This is a genomic window from Sphingopyxis sp. (genome assembly GCF_035998905.1).
Lineage (GTDB): Bacteria > Pseudomonadota > Alphaproteobacteria > Sphingomonadales > Sphingomonadaceae > Sphingopyxis.
This window is the reverse complement of sequence record NZ_DASYHG010000029.1, coordinates 48,563-65,034: the sequence shown is the minus strand read 5'-3', so window position 1 is coordinate 65,034 and position 16,472 is coordinate 48,563. Positions and strand designations below refer to the sequence as shown.

The following is a 16,472-nucleotide window of genomic DNA, read 5'->3' as shown; positions in this document are numbered from 1 at the left end:
AGGTTTTAACGCGAAACGCCGATGTCGCCCGACGAAAAGCCCGGGTCGCTCGCCTCGCTGTGCTTGGCGAATTCGATCCGCGCGATCGCGCGTTCGTGGACCTCGTCGGGTCCGTCGGCGAGGCGCAGGGTGCGCTGGTGCGCATAGGCCTTGGCGAGCCCGAAATCCTCCGACACGCCCGCGCCGCCATGCGCCTGGATCGCGTCGTCGATGATCTTGAGCGCCATGTTCGGCGCCTGCACCTTGATCATCGCGATTTCGGCCGCCGCGGTCTTGTTGCCGACCTTGTCCATCATGTCGGCGGCTTTCAGGCAGAGCAGCCGCGTCATCTCGATATCGATGCGCGCGCGAGCGAGGCGATGTTCCCAGATGCTGTATTCGGCGACCTTCTTGCCAAAGGCGACGCGCGACTGGAGCCGCTTCGCCATCTTGGCGATCGCTTCTTCGGCGACGCCGATGGTGCGCATGCAGTGATGGATGCGGCCCGGCCCGAGGCGCCCCTGCGCGATCTCGAAACCGCGGCCCTCGCCGAGCAGCATCGCTTCCTCGGCGTTGACGCGGACGTCTTTCAGCTCGATTTCCATATGGCCATGCGGTGCGTCGTCGTAACCGAAGACCGGCAGGTGGCGCAGGATCTTCACACCGGGTGTGTCGAGCGGCATCAGCACCATCGACTGCTGCGCGTGGCGCTTTGCGGCAAAGTCGGTCTTGCCCATCACGATCGCGACCTCGCAGCGCGGATCGCCCGCGCCCGACGACCACCATTTGGTGCCATTGATCACATAATCACTGCCGTCGCGCTCGATGCGCGTTTCGATGTTCGTCGCGTCGGACGAGGCGACGCGCGGCTCGGTCATCAGGAAGGCCGAACGGATTTCGCCATTCATCAACCGGCCGAGATATTTGTCCTTCTGCGCGCGCGTCCCGTACCGATGGAACACTTCCATATTGCCGGTGTCGGGCGCCGAGCAGTTGAACACCTCGCTCGCAAAACCGACGCGGCCCATCTCCTCGGCGCACAGCGCATATTCGAGGTTGGTGAGCCCCGGTCCCTCGAATTCGAACGTCTCGTCGACATGGTGATGCACGGCGCTGCGCGGCGGCATGAACAGGTTCCAGATGCCGGCCTCTTTCGCCTCGGCCTTGAGATCCTCGACGATCTGGATCACCTTCCAGCGGTCGCCCGCCTTGTCCTGTTCGTTATAGGTGGGGACGGCGGGGCGAACCTTGCGCTCGATGAAATCGCGGACCCGATCGCGCCAATAGACCTGCCGGTCGGTAAGGTCGAAATCCATCTGCGCTTCCTTTCCCTTTACGTTCACGTAAACCATTGGACCGATTCGCCGGCCTTGCCAAGTCCTGCGGCCCGAAAATTACCTCATTTGGTCACGCCGCGCACTTTTCGCTTACGGGTGCACACCGCTTGCGTCGGGTTCGCCGCGCGCGGCATCGCCCAGCAGCGCGAGCCGCGCCTCATGGTCGGCGCGCGAGATCGGGAATTTGCGCATCACGATCAGCCCCAAGGTACCGATGACGAGCACCGCGAGCGCATAGCCGAGCGCAAGGTTGCCGAGCACGTCGCCGCCGACCTCGCCCGGTTTCGCATTGGCCGGAAAGGCCGCGAAGGACAGGATCAGCCCGGCGACGAAAATGCCGATGCCGGTCGCGCATTTCTGCATGAAGAAATAGCCCGCGAAGAACAGCCCTTCGGACCGGCGGCCGGTCTCGCTCTGCGACGCCTCGACAACGTCGGCCATCATCGACGACGACAGGATCATCAGGATGATCGAGAAGGTGTTCGACACGAACACCAGCGCGAACATCGTCGCGACGCTCGGTTTGCCGGGCAAGCCGGGGAATACGCCCTGAATCCACGCGAAATAGATGCCGCTGTTGACGAGCAGCGCCACCGCGCCGGCGACGATCGCGCCGTCGCGCTTGCCGAGCTTCGCCGAGATCGGCGCCACCAGGATGAAGGCCGCGATCATCGTGCCGAACAGCAGGAAGACATAGGCGACCATCTCGCCCTGCGTGAACTGCCAGAAAAAGCCGAGCAGGTAATTGTTCATCGAAAAGGTGATGCCCTGATTGACGAAGCCGAACAGCGCCGCGAACACCAGCCACAGGAAGGCGCGGTTCGACAGCGTGTCGCGCATCTCGGCGAGGACCTGGCGCAGCGTTGTCTTCGGTTTGACATCGGCGACGTTCGACACCGCGATGCGCTTGTGCTGCCCCGCCGCCGAAATCATCACTGCACCCGCCATCAGCAGTGCGCCGGTCAGCGCATAGGGGAAATAACCGTCGGGATCGACGAGCCCCTTCGCGCCGCCGAAAAATACCCCATAGGCGAGCAGCAGGATCAGCAGCCCGCCGCCCCAGCCGAACAGGAAGCGGTAACGCATGACCGCGGTGCGCTCGTCATAATCGGCGGTGAGTTCGGGGACGATCGCGACCGACGGCACTTCGCACATCGACACGAGCGAGCGGACGATGATCGCAAAGCCGATCAGCCAGGCCACGGTCATCGAGTCGCTCATTTCGGGCGGGTGCCACAGCAGCATCCACATGATCGCGAGCGGGATCGGCGCGCCGTAGAGCCAGGGCAAGCGGCGGCCCCAGCGGCTGCGCGTGCGGTCGGTCAGCTCGCCGATCACCGGATCGACAAAGGCGTCGGCGATCAGCGCGACCATGATCGCGGCGCCGACAATCCCCGCGTCGAGCCCGATCACCTGATTGTAGAACAGCAGCAGGAAGGTCGAAAAACCATTGTCCTTGACGCCATAGGCGATGCTGCCGAGCCCGTGCGTCGCCTTCAGCCAGACGGGCAGGCGCTCGGTCTTCGGCGCCGCAATGCGCGCGGTGCTCACGCGGCGGACCCGGCTTTGGCCGCTTCCTCCATCGCGAGCAGGGCATCGAACATACCCGGCGTTTCCTTGTCCCACGCGTGCCGCTGGCCGATCGTCAGCCCGCCGTCGACGAGCAGGTGGGTACCCGTCATGAACGAGGATTCCTCGCTCGCGAGATAGGCGACCGCGTTCGCGATATCCTCGGGCTGGCCGCCGCGCGCGACGGGCTGCGCCTGCGCGCTCATCTGCGCGATCACTTCATTCGCCTGCGTCTTGAACTCGCCCGGCACGTCGAGCGAGGCGGTGAAGATGTTGGTGTTGATGAAGCCGGGGCAGATCGCGTTCACGCGGATGCCATATTGCGCGAGGTCGGTTGCCGCGACCTTGCTGAGGTGGAGCACCCCCGCCTTCGCGACCGCATAGGCGATCGGCGAATAGCCCGCACCGAGCGCCGCGACGCTGGCGGTGTTGACGATGCTCGCGCCCTTGCGATGTTTCATATGCGGCGCGGCGTAACGAATGCCCATCGCGACCGATTTCAGCACAAGGTCCATCGTGCGGTCCCAGCCTTCGGGACTGATCTCGTCGATCGGCGCGCGGTCGCCGCCCGCGGCGGCATTGTTGAACACGATGTCGATCCCGCCGGCCTTTGCGGCGGCGGTGTCCATCAGCGCTTCGATATCGGACGGTCGGGTCACGTCGCAGCGCACGAAGTCGATCTTGCCGTTCGACTGTTCGGCGAGCGCACGTCCGCCCGCCTCGTCGATGTCGGCGGCGAAGACGTGCGCGCCCTCGCCCGCGAGCTTCAACACTGTGGCTTTGCCAATACCCGACGCCGCGCCGGTGACCACGGCGACCTTGCCTGCGAATCGCATGAACCCATTCTCCCGTTTTCTTTTGCCACTTAGCTTAGGCGCCAGAGGACCCGCGTCAACGCCGGTCGATCCGACGCTACGGCGCCGTAACGGCAGGCCGGCTTCTCCAAGTTGACGCTTGCGTAAAGCAGCGAAGCGGACGTAGATTTGGGGTCAGAAGAGGAGCCAAAAGGATGAGCGAACTGGACGCTTTCCGCACCGAGGTGCGCGAATGGCTGGAAGCCAATTGTCCCCCCGAAATGCGCGAACCGATCCGCGACGAGGACGACGTCTGCTGGGGCGGGCGCAATTTCAAATTCAAGAATGACGCCCAGAAAGCGTGGCTCGATGCCTGTGTTTCAAAGGGCTATACCGTGCCCGACTGGCCGAAGCCTTATGGCGGCGCCGGGCTGACGGCAGAGCAGACCAAGGTCCTCAAGCAGGAAATGAAGCGCATCAAGGCGCGTTCGCCGCTCGACAGCTTCGGCATCTGGATGCTCGGCCCCGCGCTGCTGCAATTCGGCACCGAGGAGCAGAAGGTCCATTATCTGAACCCGATCGCGCGCGGTGAAATCCGCTGGTGCCAGGGCTATTCGGAACCCGGCTCGGGCAGCGATCTCGTCAGCTTGCAGACCTTCGGCGAGGACAAGGGCGATCACTGGGTCGTCAACGGATCGAAGATCTGGACCAGCTACGCCGACAAGGCCGACTGGATTTTCTGCCTCGTCCGCACCGACAAGACGAACAAATATCAGGGCATCACCTTCATGCTCTTCGACATGGCGAGCAAGGGCGTCACGACCAAGCCGATTCTGCTGATTTCGGGCAACTCGCCCTTCTGCGAAACCTTCTTCGACGATGTCGAAGTGCCGAAGACGCAGTTCGTCGGCGAGATCAACCGCGGCTGGGACGTCGCCAAATATCTGCTCGGCCACGAACGCGAGATGATCTCGGGCGGCGGCGCGGGCGGCGACATGGTCAGCATCGGCGGTGCCTTTGCCAAGGCGTTCGGCAAGAATGCGGCGGGCGAACTCGACGATCCGATCTTGCGCGCCGAAATGGCGGCGTTCGACGTCGACGTCTTTGCGTACCGCGCGATGGGCGAGCGTTTCATGGACATGTGGAAGACCGGGCGTGCACATCCGGCGAGCTCGAACATGATGAAATATGTCGGGACCGAACTCAACAAGCGCCGCCACGAACTCGTCATGTCGGGCGGCGGCAGCGAAGCGCTCGAATGGGACAGCGAAGAGACGAAGGGCGGCGCGCGTCCGCGCGGCTGGCTGCGCACCAAGGCCAATTCGATCGAAGGCGGCACGAGCGAAGTCATGCTCAACGTCATCGCCAAGCGTATCCTCGACCTGCCCGGAGCCTGAACCATGCCTCTCTATCACAATGACGACCAGGCGATGCTCAAGGACAGCGTCGCGCCCTTCGTGGCCGAACAGGCCCCCGTCTCGCACCTCCGCAAGCTCCGCGATACCGCCGACGCCACCGGCTTCTCGCGCGAGCTCTGGGCGCAGTTCACCGAAATGGGCCTGCCCGGCATGCTCGTTCCCGAGGCGCATGGCGGGCTCGGCATGGGGCATATGGAAGCGGGCATCGTGCTTGAGGAAATCGGCCGCAACCTGACCCCGTCGCCTTTCCTGTCGACCAGCGTTGGCGCGGTTGCCGCGCTCGCAAAGGCGGGTGGCACGCAGGCGGGCCGCTGGCTCCCCGCGATCGCATCGGGCGAGGCGATCGTTGCGCTCGCGATCGACGAGGGCGCCAAGCACCGCCCCGACCGCATCGCGACCACCGCGACGCGCGCCGGCAACGGCTTCCGTCTCGACGGCAAGAAGAGCTTCGTGCTCCACGGCCATGTCGCGGATGTCAGCATCGTCGCGGCGAAAACCGACGGCGGCATCACTTTGTTCGCGGTGCCGAAGGATGCCAAGGGCGTCACCGCCGATCCGCGCCGTCTCGTCGACTCTTCGCTTGCGAGCCATGTCACCCTCGACGGCGTCGAACTCGATGCCGACGCGGTGATCGGGGAGGTCGATGCCGGCGGCGAAATCCTCGACGCGCTGCTCGCCGCGACGCGCACCGGTGCCGCCGCCGAAATGGTCGGCGTCGGGCAGGGCGCGATGGACATGACCGTCACCTACCTCAAGGAACGCAAACAGTTCGGCAAGCTGATCGGCGAATTCCAGGGGCTCCAGCATCGCGCCGCGCATCTCTATGGCGAGATGGAAGTCGCGCGCGCGACGGTGATGAAGGCGCAGCAATTGCTCGACGAGGGCAGCGAAGGTGCGAAGCTGATGGTATCGGTCGCGAAGGCCAAGGCTGGCCGTGCCGCCAATCTCGCGGTGCGCGAAGGGGTACAGATGCACGGCGGCATCGGCATGACCGACGAATATGACATCGGCCTCTATATGAAGCGCGATCGCGCGCTCGCCGAATATATGGGCGATGTGCATTATCATATCGATCAGGTCGCCCGGATGAACGGCTACTGAGCCGCAGGAGAAATCAGATGAACCTTCAAAACATGTTCGGCCTCGACGGCCGCATCGCGCTCGTCACCGGCGGCTCGCGCGGGATCGGCAAGATGATCGTCGAGGGCTATCTCGCCGCGGGCGCGGCGCGCGTCTATATCTCGGCGCGCAAGACCGCGCAGATCGAGGAAGCGGTCGCCGATTTCGAAACGCGCTATCCGGGCAAGGTCATCGGGCTCCCCGTCGACCTGTCGACCGTCGAGGGCTGCCGCGCGCTTGCCAAGGAACTCGAAGCGCGCGAGGAACGCCTCGACATCCTCGTCAACAATGCCGGCGCTGCGTGGGGCGAACCGTTCGAGGGCTTCCCCGAGGCGGGTTGGGACAAGGTGATGGACATCAACGTCAAATCGCCCTTCTTCCTGACGCAGGCGCTCCACGGGCTGCTCAAGGCTGGCGGCACCGCCGACCGCCCCGCAAAGGTCATCAACATCGGCTCGATCGATGGCCAGCGCCTCAATCCGTGGGAAACCTACAGCTATCATGCGTCGAAGGCGGCGATCCTCTATCTCACCAAGCGCCTCGCCGCGCGGCTCGTCACCGACCATATCCTCGTCACCGCGATCGCGCCCGGCGCCTTCCAGTCGGAGATGAACAAGGCGGCGCGCGACCATGGCGACGCGGTGGCGAAAAGCATCCCGGTGAAGCGCATCGGCGTGCCCGAAGATATGGCGGGCGCTGCGATCTTCCTCGCGTCGAAGGCGGGCGATTATGTTGTCGGCGACACGATCACCGTCGACGGCGGCTTGGTGCACGGCGACCTCAAGACCAGCATCGACGCCTGACACCTGCATCGTCATCCAGGACCATGTCCGGGATGACGACGGCGGAGAAGTTGACTCGGCCACTCCAGGGTGTATTATTTAACTAATGCACCAAGGAGATCGACCATGCGTCTCGCGTTCCTCATTCCCCCGATGATGCTCCTCGCCGCCTGCGGCTCTGAAGATAAAAAATCGGACGGCACCGAAATCTCGATCAACGCCGACGGCGATAGCGGCGGGGTAAAGATCAACACCGGCAAGGACGGCGGCAATATCAAGATCGATGGCGAAGACGGCACCGCAATCAATATCGACGTCCCCGATTTCGTCGACCTCGACATCGAAAGCGACTTCGACATCGACGGGGTCAAGCTTTACCCGGGCAGCAAGGTTACCAAGGTCGACGTCAATGCGACCGACAGGAATGGCGCCGAAAAGGCGACGGTAAAGCTCGGCTTCACCTCGCCTGCCGCGCCCGCCAAGGCCGCCGACTGGATGGCGGGCGAGTTCGCCAAGAAGGGCGTCAAGGTCACCCGCACCGGCGACACGCTCGCGGGCAAGGACAAGGACGGCGCCGACTTCCGCATCAACTTCGTCCCCGACGGCGCAAACGCCAAGGGCGAGGTCGTGATTACGAAGGTCTGAGCGCGGCTTTAGTGAGGCTTTGATGTGAACCCCGGCGAAAGCCGGGGCCCAGAATTCTCAAGCCGCGTTGGGCCGTGACCGGAGTCACGTGCCTCCGGACACCTTTCGCCGGGGTTCGCTTGTTAGCCGCTGTTCCGAAGCGCCGTCGCGATCGCGTTGATCGTCAGCTGGATGCCCTCGGCGATGCGCGGGTCGGTTTCGCCCGCGCGGTGGCGCTTCATCAGCTCGATCTGGAGCAGGTTGAGCGGTTCGATATAGGGCAGGCGGAGGCGGATCGACGCCTCGAGCGCCGGGTTCTTCTCGAGCAGGCGCGTCTGGCCGGTGATGCCCAAGAGCCCGTCATGCGCGCGGTTCCACCCGTCGCGGATGCGCGTAAAGATCGCATCATGCCCGTCGATATGCCCGGCCAGTTCGGCATAGCGCGCCGCGATCCCCATGTCGGATTTCGCGAGCACCATCTCCATATTGCCGAGCAGCGCCGCAAAAAAGGGCCAGCCCGCTGCCATGTCGGCGAGCAGCGCCTTGTCCTCGAACGCCGCGAAACCCTCGCCGGTGCCGTACCAGCCGGGCAGCATTGCGCGCGACTGCGCCCAACTGAACACCCACGGGATCGCGCGCAGATCCTCGATCGCGCTCGACTTGGTGCGGCTCGACGGCCGCGACCCGATCTTCAGCGTCGCAATCTCGGCGATCGGCGTCATCGCGCGGAAGAAATCCTTGAACGCCGGGGTGTCGTAGACGAGCCCGCGATAGGCGGCGAAGGCGGTGTCCGACAGCTGGTCCATCGCCGCGGTGAAGCGCGCCGCATCCTCGTCGCTCGTCGCCTCCGGTTCAAGGCTCGCGAGCAGGCTCGCCGACACCATCGCCTCGAGGTTCGTCGCCGCGCTCGCCGCGGTGCCATATTTCGCCGCGATCACCTCGCCCTGTTCGGTGATGCGGATGCGCCCCTGCACCGTGCCCGCAGGCTGCGCGCGGATCGCGGCAAAGGCGCTGCCGCCGCCGCGCCCGACCGCGCCGCCGCGGCCGTGGAACAATTGCATCGCGGTGTCGGCTTCTTCGAACACCGGGGTCAGCGCCTGCGACGCCTGATGCAAACCCCAGGTCGAGGTCAGGTAACCGCCGTCCTTGTTCGAATCCGAATAGCCGATCATCACTTCCTGATGCCCGCGCTGGCCGATCTGCGGGCCGATTTCGGGCATCGCGAAATAACGCGCCATGATCGCGGGCGCGCGGTCGAGGTCGGCGATGGTTTCGAACAAAGGCACGACCATCAGGTTCGACAGGCCCGCCGCCTCGCCGCTCCGCCACAATCCGGCTTCGCGTGCGAGGACATGGACCTCGAGCAGGTCGGACAGGTCCTGCGCCATGCTGATGATCCACTGGCAGATCGCGTCATTGCCCAGCCGCGCGCGCACATCGGCGGCGGCGTGGACGATCGCGAGTTCGCCCGCGGTCTCCTCGCTCCACTCGTGCCAGGGCGCGGCGAGCGGCCGGTCGCTTTGCAACTCGGCGGTGAGGAGCGCGACGCGTTCCTCTTCACCCAGCGCCAGATAATCGGCGCACACGCCCGATACCGCCAGCAGTTCGGCGAGCACGCGTTCGTGCACCGCGCTGTTCTGCCGCATGTCGAGCGTCGCGAGGTGGAATCCGAATACTTCGACGGCGCGGATCAGCCGTCCGAGCGCACCGATGCCGGCGAACTGGCCCTTGCCGCTCGCCGACAGGCCGCCCGCGATGGTGACGAGGTCGCGGCGGAAATCGGCCGGGGTCGCGTAGGGCTCGCCGGGCAGTGCCGAAGGGCGCGGGGGCGCGCGGCCCACGATCTGCGTATAAGTGGCGCACAGCCGTGCATAAATGCCCGACAGCGCGCGGCGATAGGGTTCGTCGCGGCGGCTCGGCGCGGTATCGCCGCTCGCCTCGGCCAGCGCTTCGACGGCCTCGGGAACCGCGGCGAGGGTCGCCGATACCGACAGCTCGGCGCCGAGCGCGTGGACGCGGTCGATATAATGACCGAGCACGGCGGCGGCGTTGCGCGACGTCGCCATGTGCATCGTCTCGGCGGTCACGAAGGGGTTGCCGTCGCGGTCGCCGCCAATCCAGCTCCCGACGCGCAGGAAGCTCGCGGGACGCTGCCCCAGCTCGGCTTCCCAACGCGCGTAGAGTTTCGGCACCACGGGCAGGAAAACGTCGCGCAAATAGGTCAGCGCATTGTCGATTTCGTCGGCGACGAACAATTTCTCGGTGCGCAGCGGGCGCGTCTGCCACAGCAGCACGATCTGGCGCCGGATCGCATCCTCGACGACATCGCCCTCGGGGGTCTCGTCGGCGCCGGCGTCGCGCAGCAGCATCAGCTCGGCGATGCGGTTCTTGTGGTCGAGCACCGACTTGCGCCGCACCTCGGTCGGGTGCGCGGTCAGAACCGGCGCGACGAGCGACGCGCCCAGCAGTGCCGCGATCGCGTCGCCGTCGATCCCGTCGTCTTTCAGTTTCTCGATCGCCGCCGCGACCGTCGCTTCGGGCTCGGCCGCAACCCCCTGCCGGTCCTCGGCGAGATTCGCGAGCATCGAGAAGAGCATGAAACCGCGCACGAAGGCGATCGTGTCGTCGAGGCTCAGCGCGTCGAGCCCCGGATCGATCGCCTCGGCCCCCGCGATGCCGCGGTGCCGGTCGACGCTCGACGAGCGGATATATTCGGTCTGGCGAAACAATTTGTCGCCGCCATAAGCGCGGATGACGTCGCCGAGGATCCGCCCCAAATAGCGGATGTCGGGATTTTGCGAGATCTGGATAGGCGGGCCCATGGGCCCAGCTTGCTGCACCTGCGAAGAAGCGGGGTCAAGGCGCGCATAGCTATGCTTTTATTGCGGGCGCGTTAAACCTGTTGAAATTGCTCGCGGGGATATGGGGTCTATGAAGCAACGAAACGCCATGATTGCTGTTTGGGCGGCGCTGCTCATTGCCGTTGGCTCGGCATTGGCGCTCGCTGTTCAGGACGCCGGGACGCCCGCCGAGGACGACCCATTCTTCGTACCGGAAAGCGAGTTGAAACCGGGAGAGAGCAGGAGGGTACCGGTAAGTCCTGATGCGGTCGAGGTTCGGCTTTTTGTTGAGGGGCTGCCTTTCCGCGAGACGCCACATGTACAGGCGCTCATGGATCGGACGGATGGCTTGCCGCTTACCAGCGCGGATCGGGCGATTCTAGATCGGTCGCTTATCCGCCACCGCTTGCTGCCGTCCGAACAGCACGCAACGCCCGCCTGCTACGATCCACATCACGTCTTTCGTTATTTCAATGCGAAGGGCGAGCAGGTGGGCAAGCTGGAGGTTTGTTACTGCTGTCGTCAGGTCCGGGTCTATTCTGACGACCCGCGACGGGCGCGAGGCGAGGTCTTTGACTTCGATTTTGAAGGCGCCGCTGCCATGCTCAAAGCCATGAACGTCCCGACCGACATTAATTGTTCAGGGCACGCCTAACGCGTCCGCACCATGACCAGCGTGCCCATGTCGATCCGCGGTCGGCCGTCGAAGGTCACGCCATTATGCGTGTCGGTGATGAACATCAGCTTCCCCGACGCGTCGGTGATGCGCGCCGAGACCGAATAGCGGCCACGCGGGTCGAGCTTGCGCTCGTCGACGGTCAGCGAGAAGGCAAAGGGCACCTGCCGGCCGTCGGCGGTGAACGACTGCTGGGCGATCGTCTTCGACGGCGCGTCCATCAGGCTGACGTCGCTGAGCTGGATTTCGACCTGCGCGGTCGGGGGCAGAGCCATGCGCTCGCGATAGGTGATGCTGCCGGTGACCGACACCGGCGCTTCGGACGGCGGCATGATCGTCGCGCACGCGGCGAGCAGCGGTGCGGCGATCGCACTGACGGCGAGCATGCGGGTGATGCGAACCATGATGTTTCTCCTTTTTTCGATGGTTGGCGGCCGCCTAGTCCCATCGAGGTGAACCCACGCTGTCGCCCCTGTTGTGCGCTCGTCAGCCTTCCAGTTCAACGTCCCAATAGAGCCAGTCGATCCAGCTCGTGTGGAGATAATTGGGCGGAAAGGCGCGGCCATTGTCCTGCAGCTGCCAGCTCGTCGGGCGCCACGGCTGGCGATAGAGCGGCATATGCGCCTGTTGCGGCGTGCGGCCACCCTTTTTGAGATTGCACGGCGCGCAGGCGGTCGCGACATTTTCCCACGTGGTGCGCCCGCCGAGCCGGCGCGGCACGACATGATCGAAGGTCAGATCCTTGCCCGAGCCGCAATATTGGCACGCAAAGCGGTCGCGCAGGAACAGGTTGAAGCGCGTGAACGCCGGATGCTCCGACGGCTTCACATATTGGCGCAGCGCAATCACGCTCGGGATCGGCATCGTCCACGTCGGCGAATGGATTTCGCGCTCGTAATTTTCGACGATGGTGACGCGGTCGAGAAACACGGCCTTCACTGCGGTCTGCCAGGGCCAGAGGCTCAAGGGATAATAGCTCAGCGGCGTATAGTCGGCGTTGAGAACGAGTGCCGGACAGCTATCGGGATGCCGGGCAAGATCGGGATGGAACATGGCTAAATAACGCTGCCCCCTTTGCTCGCGGGATGGCGCGCCACTGCCGTTCCTGCATGACACCATCATTACATGCCGCATCAGAATCTGACGTCAAGGGGGCTTATGCCCGCAAGATATGGAATGTTTGCCTTTGACTCGGCACAGCATATGGATTCATGGGCGGAAAGATGCTGACGCGTTTCGCCCCCAGCCCGACCGGCGAGCTCCACCTCGGCCACGCCTATAGCGCGGTGCTGGCGCATGAGGCCGCGCGCGCGGCCGGCGGGCGTTTCCTGATCCGCATCGACGACATCGACGGCAGCCGCTCGCGCGAGGAATATGTCGGCGCGTCGCTCGCCGATCTGGCGTGGCTCGGGATCGGCTGGGACGGCGATCCGCTGCGCCAGTCGGCGCGGCTCGGCGCCTATGCCGCTGCGCTCGAAACGCTGCGCGACCGCGGGCTCGTCTATCCCTGTTTCTGTACCCGCGCCGATATCGCGGCGAGCCTTTCGGCGCCGCATGGTCCTTCGGGAGCCGTCTACCCCGGTACTTGCCGCGCCCTGCCGGATGCCGAGCGCCAGCGCCGGATCGCGGCCGAACCGCATTGCTGGCGCCTCGACATGGCGCGCGCGCTAGCGGAAACCGGCGAACTGCAATGGGAGGAGGCGGGGCAGGGGCTTCGCGTCGCCGACCCGCTCGCGCACGGCGATATCGTCCTCGCGCGCAAGGACGCGCCCGCGAGCTATCATCTCGCGAGTACGCTCGACGACGCCGCGATGGGGGCGACGCATATCATTCGCGGCGCCGACCTCATCGCCTCGACCGACGTTCATCGCCTGCTCCAGGCGCTGTTTGGCCTGTCGACGCCGCTCTATCGCCACCATGCGCTTGTCTGCGGCCCCGATGGAAAAAGGCTGGCGAAACGCGACGCCGCGGCGTCGCTCGCCTTACTGCGCGCCGCCGGCGTTGACGGGCGGGCGCTCGCCGCCGATTTGGCGGCGGACCGGCTTCCCGCTGGCTATTCGCTGCAAAATCCCTAAATTGGGGCACATGGAAATCCTGCTCATCCTTGGCGTCGTGATTGCCGCCGGCTTCGTCCTCTTCTCGCTCGCACGTGGGCTCTTCTTTTTCTCGCAAGGCCACCGCGCCCAGATGGACGGCACCGCGCAGGAGAATCAGGTGATGCAGAACAGGATGATGATGGCGCGCGTCAAATGGCAGGCGATCACGATCATCCTGCTCGTGCTGATCGGCCTCTTCGCCGCGGGCAAATAAGTTCGGGCCATGGTTAAGCTCAACAAGATTTACACGCGTACCGGCGACGACGGCACGACGGGGCTCGTCGACGGCTCGCGCATCGCCAAGTCCGACGCGCTGATGGCGGCGATCGGCGACGTCGACGAAGCGAACAGCGCGATCGGGATGGCTGCCGCCGTGCTCGACCCGAAAAGCGATGAGGCCGCCATGCTGTCGCGCATCCAGAACGAGCTGTTCGACCTCGGCGCCGACCTTGCGACCCCGCCCGACATCCAGTTCGGATTCGGTCCGCACGACATGGCGCTGCGCATCGTGCCGAGCCAGATCGCGCGGCTCGAGGACGAGATCGACGGCATGAACGACGCGCTCGCGCCGCTGCGGAGCTTCATCCTCCCCGGCGGCACCGAAGCCGCAGCGCGCCTCCACCTCGCACGCGCGGTGACGCGCCGTGCCGAACGCGCGGCCGTTGCGGCGGGTGCTGCGCGCGATCTCAATCCGCTCGCGCTCAACTACCTCAACCGCCTGTCGGACCATCTTTTCGTACTCGCGCGGCACATCAACGCTGCGGCGGGCGGCGACATATTGTGGAAACCCGGCGCGACGCGATGATTGGCTGAGGGGGTAAATGTTCCCTAAATGTTCTAGACATTCCATCGCGCTGTAACCATAATCGGCTCCAACGCGAAACCGAATCGCACCTCGGGGGATTGTCTCACCATGGCCAGCCGCACCGACGCTTCGCCGACCACCGACACGCCGGAGAGCCTCATATGGCGCTTCGCCGCGACCCGCCGGCTGTCGCTCGATCTTGTCGCGAAGCTCTCCGACGCCGACGCGAGCGCGCAGTCGATGCCCGACGCCTCGCCCGCCAAATGGCATCTCGCGCACACGACCTGGTTCTTCGAAACCTTCATCCTGCGCGATCATGTCGCGGGGTACCGCCTCTTCGACGAGCGTTATCCCTTTCTGTTCAACAGCTATTATGAGGCCGAAGGGCCGCGCCATGCACGCCCGCAGCGCGGCCTCCTGACGCGCCCGTCGCTCGACGAAATCTGCATCTGGCGCGCGCATGTCGACGCCGCGGTGCAGAGCGCGCTGCCCGATCTGCCCCCCCCGGGGCGCGCGCTCGTCGAACTCGGCATCCATCACGAGCAGCAGCATCAGGAACTGTTGCTCACCGACCTCAAGCATCTCTTCGCGCAAAATCCGCTCGGACCCGCCGCGTGGGAAATGCGGATCGCGAGTGAAGTTCGGCAGTTTTCCGCGATGAAGTGGATCGCGGGTGCCGAAGGCATCGTACAGGTCGGGCATGGCGGCACCGGCTTCGCCTTCGATTGCGAAGGCCCGCGCCATGACGCGCTGCTGACCCCGCACGCGCTCGCCAGCCGCCCGGTGAGCAACGGCGAATGGCAGGAATTCGTCGCCGATGGCGGTTATCACACGCCGTCGCTCTGGCTCAGCGATGGTTGGGCGTGGGTGCAGGCCGAGGATGTCGACGCCCCCGCCTATTGGGACGGCGGCCGCCAGTTTACGCTGGCGGGATGGCAGGACATCGATCCCGCCGCGCCGGTCACGCACATCAGCTTTTACGAGGCCGACGCCTTTGCGAGCTGGGCCGGCGCGCGCTTGCCGACCGAGTTCGAATGGGAAGCGGCCGCGGCCACCTTCGATCCGCACGGCGGTCAGCAGCTCGACGCCGCGGGACCGGTGCGGCCCGCGGCGCCCGCCGACGATGACACGGGCCTGCAACAGATGTTCGGCAGCGTGTGGGAATGGACCGGCAGCGCCTATCGTCCCTATCCGGGCTTTCGCGCCGCGCCCGGCGCGGTCGGCGAATATAATGGCAAGTTCATGAGCGGGCAGTTCGTGCTGCGCGGCGGCAGCTGCGCGACCCCGCGCGGGCATATGCGCGCCTCCTACCGCAACTTCTTCTACCCCCACCAACGCTGGCAGTTCACCGGCGTGCGGCTAGCCAAGGATCTTTGACATGGGCGTTGTGCGTCAACTTCGGCAGATTTCCGCCGACGATGCGGGCGTCGATGTCGCATTCCGCGCCGACGTCCGCGCCGGGCTGTCGCAGCAGCAGAAGGCGATTCCGGCGCGCTGGTTCTATGACGCGACAGGGTCGGCGCTGTTCGAGGATATCACGGCGCTCCCCGAATATTATCCGACGCGCAGCGAAACCGACCTTCTCACCCGCTACGCCGCCGACATGGCGTCGGCGATCGGGCCGGGCCGCGCCGTGATCGAACTCGGGTCGGGCAGCTCGACCAAGACGCCGCTGCTGCTCGACGCGATCGCGCCGGCCGCCTATGTGCCGGTCGATATTTCGGGCGATTTCCTGCGCGACAGCGCGCTGGCGCTCGCGGCGCGTTTTCCGGGGCTCGCGGTCTATCCGGTCGAGGCCGATTTCACCCAGCGCGTCACGCTCCCCGACGAAATCGCAGGCCTGCCCAAGCTCGGCTTTTTCCCGGGCAGCACGATCGGCAATATGGTCGCGCGCACCGCGGTCGACCTCTTGCGCAACTGGCGCTGCGCGCTCGGCGAAGGCGCGCTCCTGCTGATCGGGATCGACCGGATCAAGGATGTCGCGACGCTCGAGCTCGCTTATGACGACCCCGCGGGGGTGACCGCCGCGTTCAACCTCAACCTGCTCGAACGCATCAACCGCGAGCTGGACGGCGATATCCCGGTCGAGAATTTCACCCATCGCGCGATCTGGGACGATATCCACGCGCGCATAGAAATGCACCTCGTTGCCGCGTGCGACATGGACTTCACCGTCGACGGCCGCGCCTATCATATGGCCGCGGGCGAGACGATCCACAGCGAGAATAGCCACAAATATGGCGCGCGCGATGCCAACCTGCTTTTGCGCGCATCGGGCTGGACCCCCGTCGCGACATGGGACGATGTCGATCCCGCCTTTGCGCTGATCCTCGCCGAAGCGACGGCGTTCCGCTCCGCGCCCTGATGCTGCCTACTTGACGCGCGGGACCGACGCCGTAGGGGCACAGGCACGGTTTCCAGCGAAAGGACAGC

General features: G+C 65.3%; 16 protein-coding genes. 10 read left to right on the top strand and 6 right to left on the bottom strand.

Annotated elements, in window-relative coordinates; genetic code table 11:
- Nucleotides 1–5: 5 nt before the first annotated feature.
- From VGN62_RS17505 to VGN62_RS17495, 3 genes are all read right to left on the bottom strand, one after another.
- On the bottom strand, nt 6–1,295 hold the full coding sequence (locus VGN62_RS17505; RefSeq protein ID WP_327456256.1) for an acyl-CoA dehydrogenase family protein: 1,290 nt from the start codon (nt 1,293–1,295) through the stop codon (nt 6–8).
- A 111-nt stretch (nt 1,296–1,406) separates the two neighbouring features.
- Nucleotides 1,407–2,867 carry an MFS transporter gene (locus VGN62_RS17500; RefSeq protein WP_327456254.1) on the bottom strand — a complete coding sequence of 487 codons (1,461 nt, stop codon included), beginning with the start codon at nt 2,865–2,867 and terminating at the stop codon, nt 1,407–1,409.
- Complete coding sequence (locus tag VGN62_RS17495; RefSeq protein ID WP_327456252.1) at nt 2,864–3,721, bottom strand: SDR family oxidoreductase; 858 nt, start codon at nt 3,719–3,721, stop codon at nt 2,864–2,866. Before VGN62_RS17495 ends, VGN62_RS17500 begins: the two co-directional genes overlap by 4 nt.
- A 173-nt stretch (nt 3,722–3,894) precedes the next feature.
- On the opposite strand from VGN62_RS17495, the gene VGN62_RS17490 reads away from it, so the two are divergent.
- The 4 genes from VGN62_RS17490 to VGN62_RS17475 all read left to right on the top strand — a co-directional run bounded on the left by VGN62_RS17490 (nt 3,895) and on the right by VGN62_RS17475 (nt 7,643).
- Entirely contained in the window at nt 3,895–5,076 is a 1,182-nt protein-coding gene (locus VGN62_RS17490) for an acyl-CoA dehydrogenase family protein (protein ID WP_327456250.1), read from the top strand.
- Between the two features lie 3 nt (nt 5,077–5,079).
- Nucleotides 5,080–6,198, top strand: coding sequence for an acyl-CoA dehydrogenase family protein (locus VGN62_RS17485; RefSeq protein WP_327456248.1), 1,119 nt, complete (start codon nt 5,080–5,082; stop codon nt 6,196–6,198).
- A gap of 17 nt (nt 6,199–6,215) precedes the next feature.
- A complete protein-coding gene (locus VGN62_RS17480) occupies nt 6,216–7,019 on the top strand; it encodes an SDR family oxidoreductase (protein WP_327456246.1) in 804 nt (267 codons plus the stop codon).
- Nucleotides 7,020–7,124: 105 nt separating this feature from the next.
- Nucleotides 7,125–7,643, top strand: coding sequence for a hypothetical protein (locus VGN62_RS17475; RefSeq protein WP_327456244.1), 519 nt, complete (start codon nt 7,125–7,127; stop codon nt 7,641–7,643).
- A gap of 122 nt (nt 7,644–7,765) precedes the next feature.
- Here VGN62_RS17475 and ppc read toward each other — a convergent pair whose 3' ends face one another.
- Entirely contained in the window at nt 7,766–10,444 is a 2,679-nt protein-coding gene (gene ppc / locus VGN62_RS17470) for a phosphoenolpyruvate carboxylase (RefSeq protein ID WP_327456242.1), read from the bottom strand.
- 109 nt (nt 10,445–10,553) lie between these two features.
- Between ppc and VGN62_RS17465 the strand changes: the two genes are divergently transcribed.
- Nucleotides 10,554–11,117 (top strand): hypothetical protein, encoded by a 564-nt coding sequence (locus tag VGN62_RS17465; protein WP_327456240.1) that lies wholly within the window; start codon nt 10,554–10,556, stop codon nt 11,115–11,117.
- Here VGN62_RS17465 and VGN62_RS17460 read toward each other — a convergent pair.
- Nucleotides 11,114–11,542 carry a YbaY family lipoprotein gene (locus VGN62_RS17460; protein WP_327456238.1) on the bottom strand — a complete coding sequence of 143 codons (429 nt, stop codon included), beginning with the start codon at nt 11,540–11,542 and terminating at the stop codon, nt 11,114–11,116. The genes VGN62_RS17465 and VGN62_RS17460 overlap by 4 nt on opposite strands.
- 82 nt (nt 11,543–11,624) lie before the next feature.
- Nucleotides 11,625–12,191 (bottom strand): HNH endonuclease, encoded by a 567-nt coding sequence (locus VGN62_RS17455; protein ID WP_327456236.1) that lies wholly within the window; start codon nt 12,189–12,191, stop codon nt 11,625–11,627.
- A gap of 170 nt (nt 12,192–12,361) precedes the next feature.
- Here VGN62_RS17455 and gluQRS point away from each other — a divergent pair, with 170 nt between their 5' ends.
- From gluQRS to egtD, 5 genes are all read left to right on the top strand, one after another.
- The gene (gene gluQRS / locus VGN62_RS17450; protein ID WP_327456234.1) at nt 12,362–13,213 is read left to right on the top strand and encodes a tRNA glutamyl-Q(34) synthetase GluQRS; all 852 of its coding nucleotides are present in this window, start codon (nt 12,362–12,364) and stop codon (nt 13,211–13,213) included.
- Nucleotides 13,214–13,223: 10 nt separating this feature from the next.
- The gene (locus tag VGN62_RS17445; RefSeq protein ID WP_327456232.1) at nt 13,224–13,448 is read left to right on the top strand and encodes a hypothetical protein; all 225 of its coding nucleotides are present in this window, start codon (nt 13,224–13,226) and stop codon (nt 13,446–13,448) included.
- Between the two features lie 9 nt (nt 13,449–13,457).
- The gene (locus VGN62_RS17440; RefSeq protein ID WP_327456230.1) at nt 13,458–14,039 is read left to right on the top strand and encodes a cob(I)yrinic acid a,c-diamide adenosyltransferase; all 582 of its coding nucleotides are present in this window, start codon (nt 13,458–13,460) and stop codon (nt 14,037–14,039) included.
- A 108-nt stretch (nt 14,040–14,147) separates the two neighbouring features.
- Complete coding sequence (egtB, locus tag VGN62_RS17435; protein ID WP_327456228.1) at nt 14,148–15,416, top strand: ergothioneine biosynthesis protein EgtB; 1,269 nt, start codon at nt 14,148–14,150, stop codon at nt 15,414–15,416.
- A gap of 1 nt (nt 15,417) precedes the next feature.
- Nucleotides 15,418–16,404, top strand: a complete 987-nt coding sequence (gene egtD, locus VGN62_RS17430; RefSeq protein ID WP_327456225.1) for an L-histidine N(alpha)-methyltransferase — start codon at nt 15,418–15,420, stop codon at nt 16,402–16,404.
- Nucleotides 16,405–16,472 lie beyond the last annotated feature (68 nt).

What these genes read in the sequence shown, in the direction of transcription:
- VGN62_RS17505 (WP_327456256.1), bottom strand. Translation starts at nt 1,295, where the DNA reads ATGGATTTCGACCTTACCGACCGGCAGGTCTATTGGCGCGATCGGGTC.
- VGN62_RS17495 (WP_327456252.1), bottom strand. Translation starts at nt 3,721, where the DNA reads ATGCGATTCGCAGGCAAGGTCGCCGTGGTCACCGGCGCGGCGTCGGGT.
- VGN62_RS17490 (WP_327456250.1), top strand. Translation starts at nt 3,895, where the DNA reads ATGAGCGAACTGGACGCTTTCCGCACCGAGGTGCGCGAATGGCTGGAA.
- VGN62_RS17485 (WP_327456248.1), top strand. Translation starts at nt 5,080, where the DNA reads ATGCCTCTCTATCACAATGACGACCAGGCGATGCTCAAGGACAGCGTC.
- VGN62_RS17480 (WP_327456246.1), top strand. Translation starts at nt 6,216, where the DNA reads ATGAACCTTCAAAACATGTTCGGCCTCGACGGCCGCATCGCGCTCGTC.
- VGN62_RS17475 (WP_327456244.1), top strand. Translation starts at nt 7,125, where the DNA reads ATGCGTCTCGCGTTCCTCATTCCCCCGATGATGCTCCTCGCCGCCTGC.
- ppc (WP_327456242.1), bottom strand. Translation starts at nt 10,444, where the DNA reads ATGGGCCCGCCTATCCAGATCTCGCAAAATCCCGACATCCGCTATTTG.
- VGN62_RS17465 (WP_327456240.1), top strand. Translation starts at nt 10,554, where the DNA reads ATGAAGCAACGAAACGCCATGATTGCTGTTTGGGCGGCGCTGCTCATT.
- VGN62_RS17460 (WP_327456238.1), bottom strand. Translation starts at nt 11,542, where the DNA reads ATGGTTCGCATCACCCGCATGCTCGCCGTCAGTGCGATCGCCGCACCG.
- VGN62_RS17455 (WP_327456236.1), bottom strand. Translation starts at nt 12,191, where the DNA reads ATGTTCCATCCCGATCTTGCCCGGCATCCCGATAGCTGTCCGGCACTC.
- gluQRS (WP_327456234.1), top strand. Translation starts at nt 12,362, where the DNA reads ATGCTGACGCGTTTCGCCCCCAGCCCGACCGGCGAGCTCCACCTCGGC.
- VGN62_RS17445 (WP_327456232.1), top strand. Translation starts at nt 13,224, where the DNA reads ATGGAAATCCTGCTCATCCTTGGCGTCGTGATTGCCGCCGGCTTCGTC.
- VGN62_RS17440 (WP_327456230.1), top strand. Translation starts at nt 13,458, where the DNA reads ATGGTTAAGCTCAACAAGATTTACACGCGTACCGGCGACGACGGCACG.
- egtB (WP_327456228.1), top strand. Translation starts at nt 14,148, where the DNA reads ATGGCCAGCCGCACCGACGCTTCGCCGACCACCGACACGCCGGAGAGC.
- egtD (WP_327456225.1), top strand. Translation starts at nt 15,418, where the DNA reads ATGGGCGTTGTGCGTCAACTTCGGCAGATTTCCGCCGACGATGCGGGC.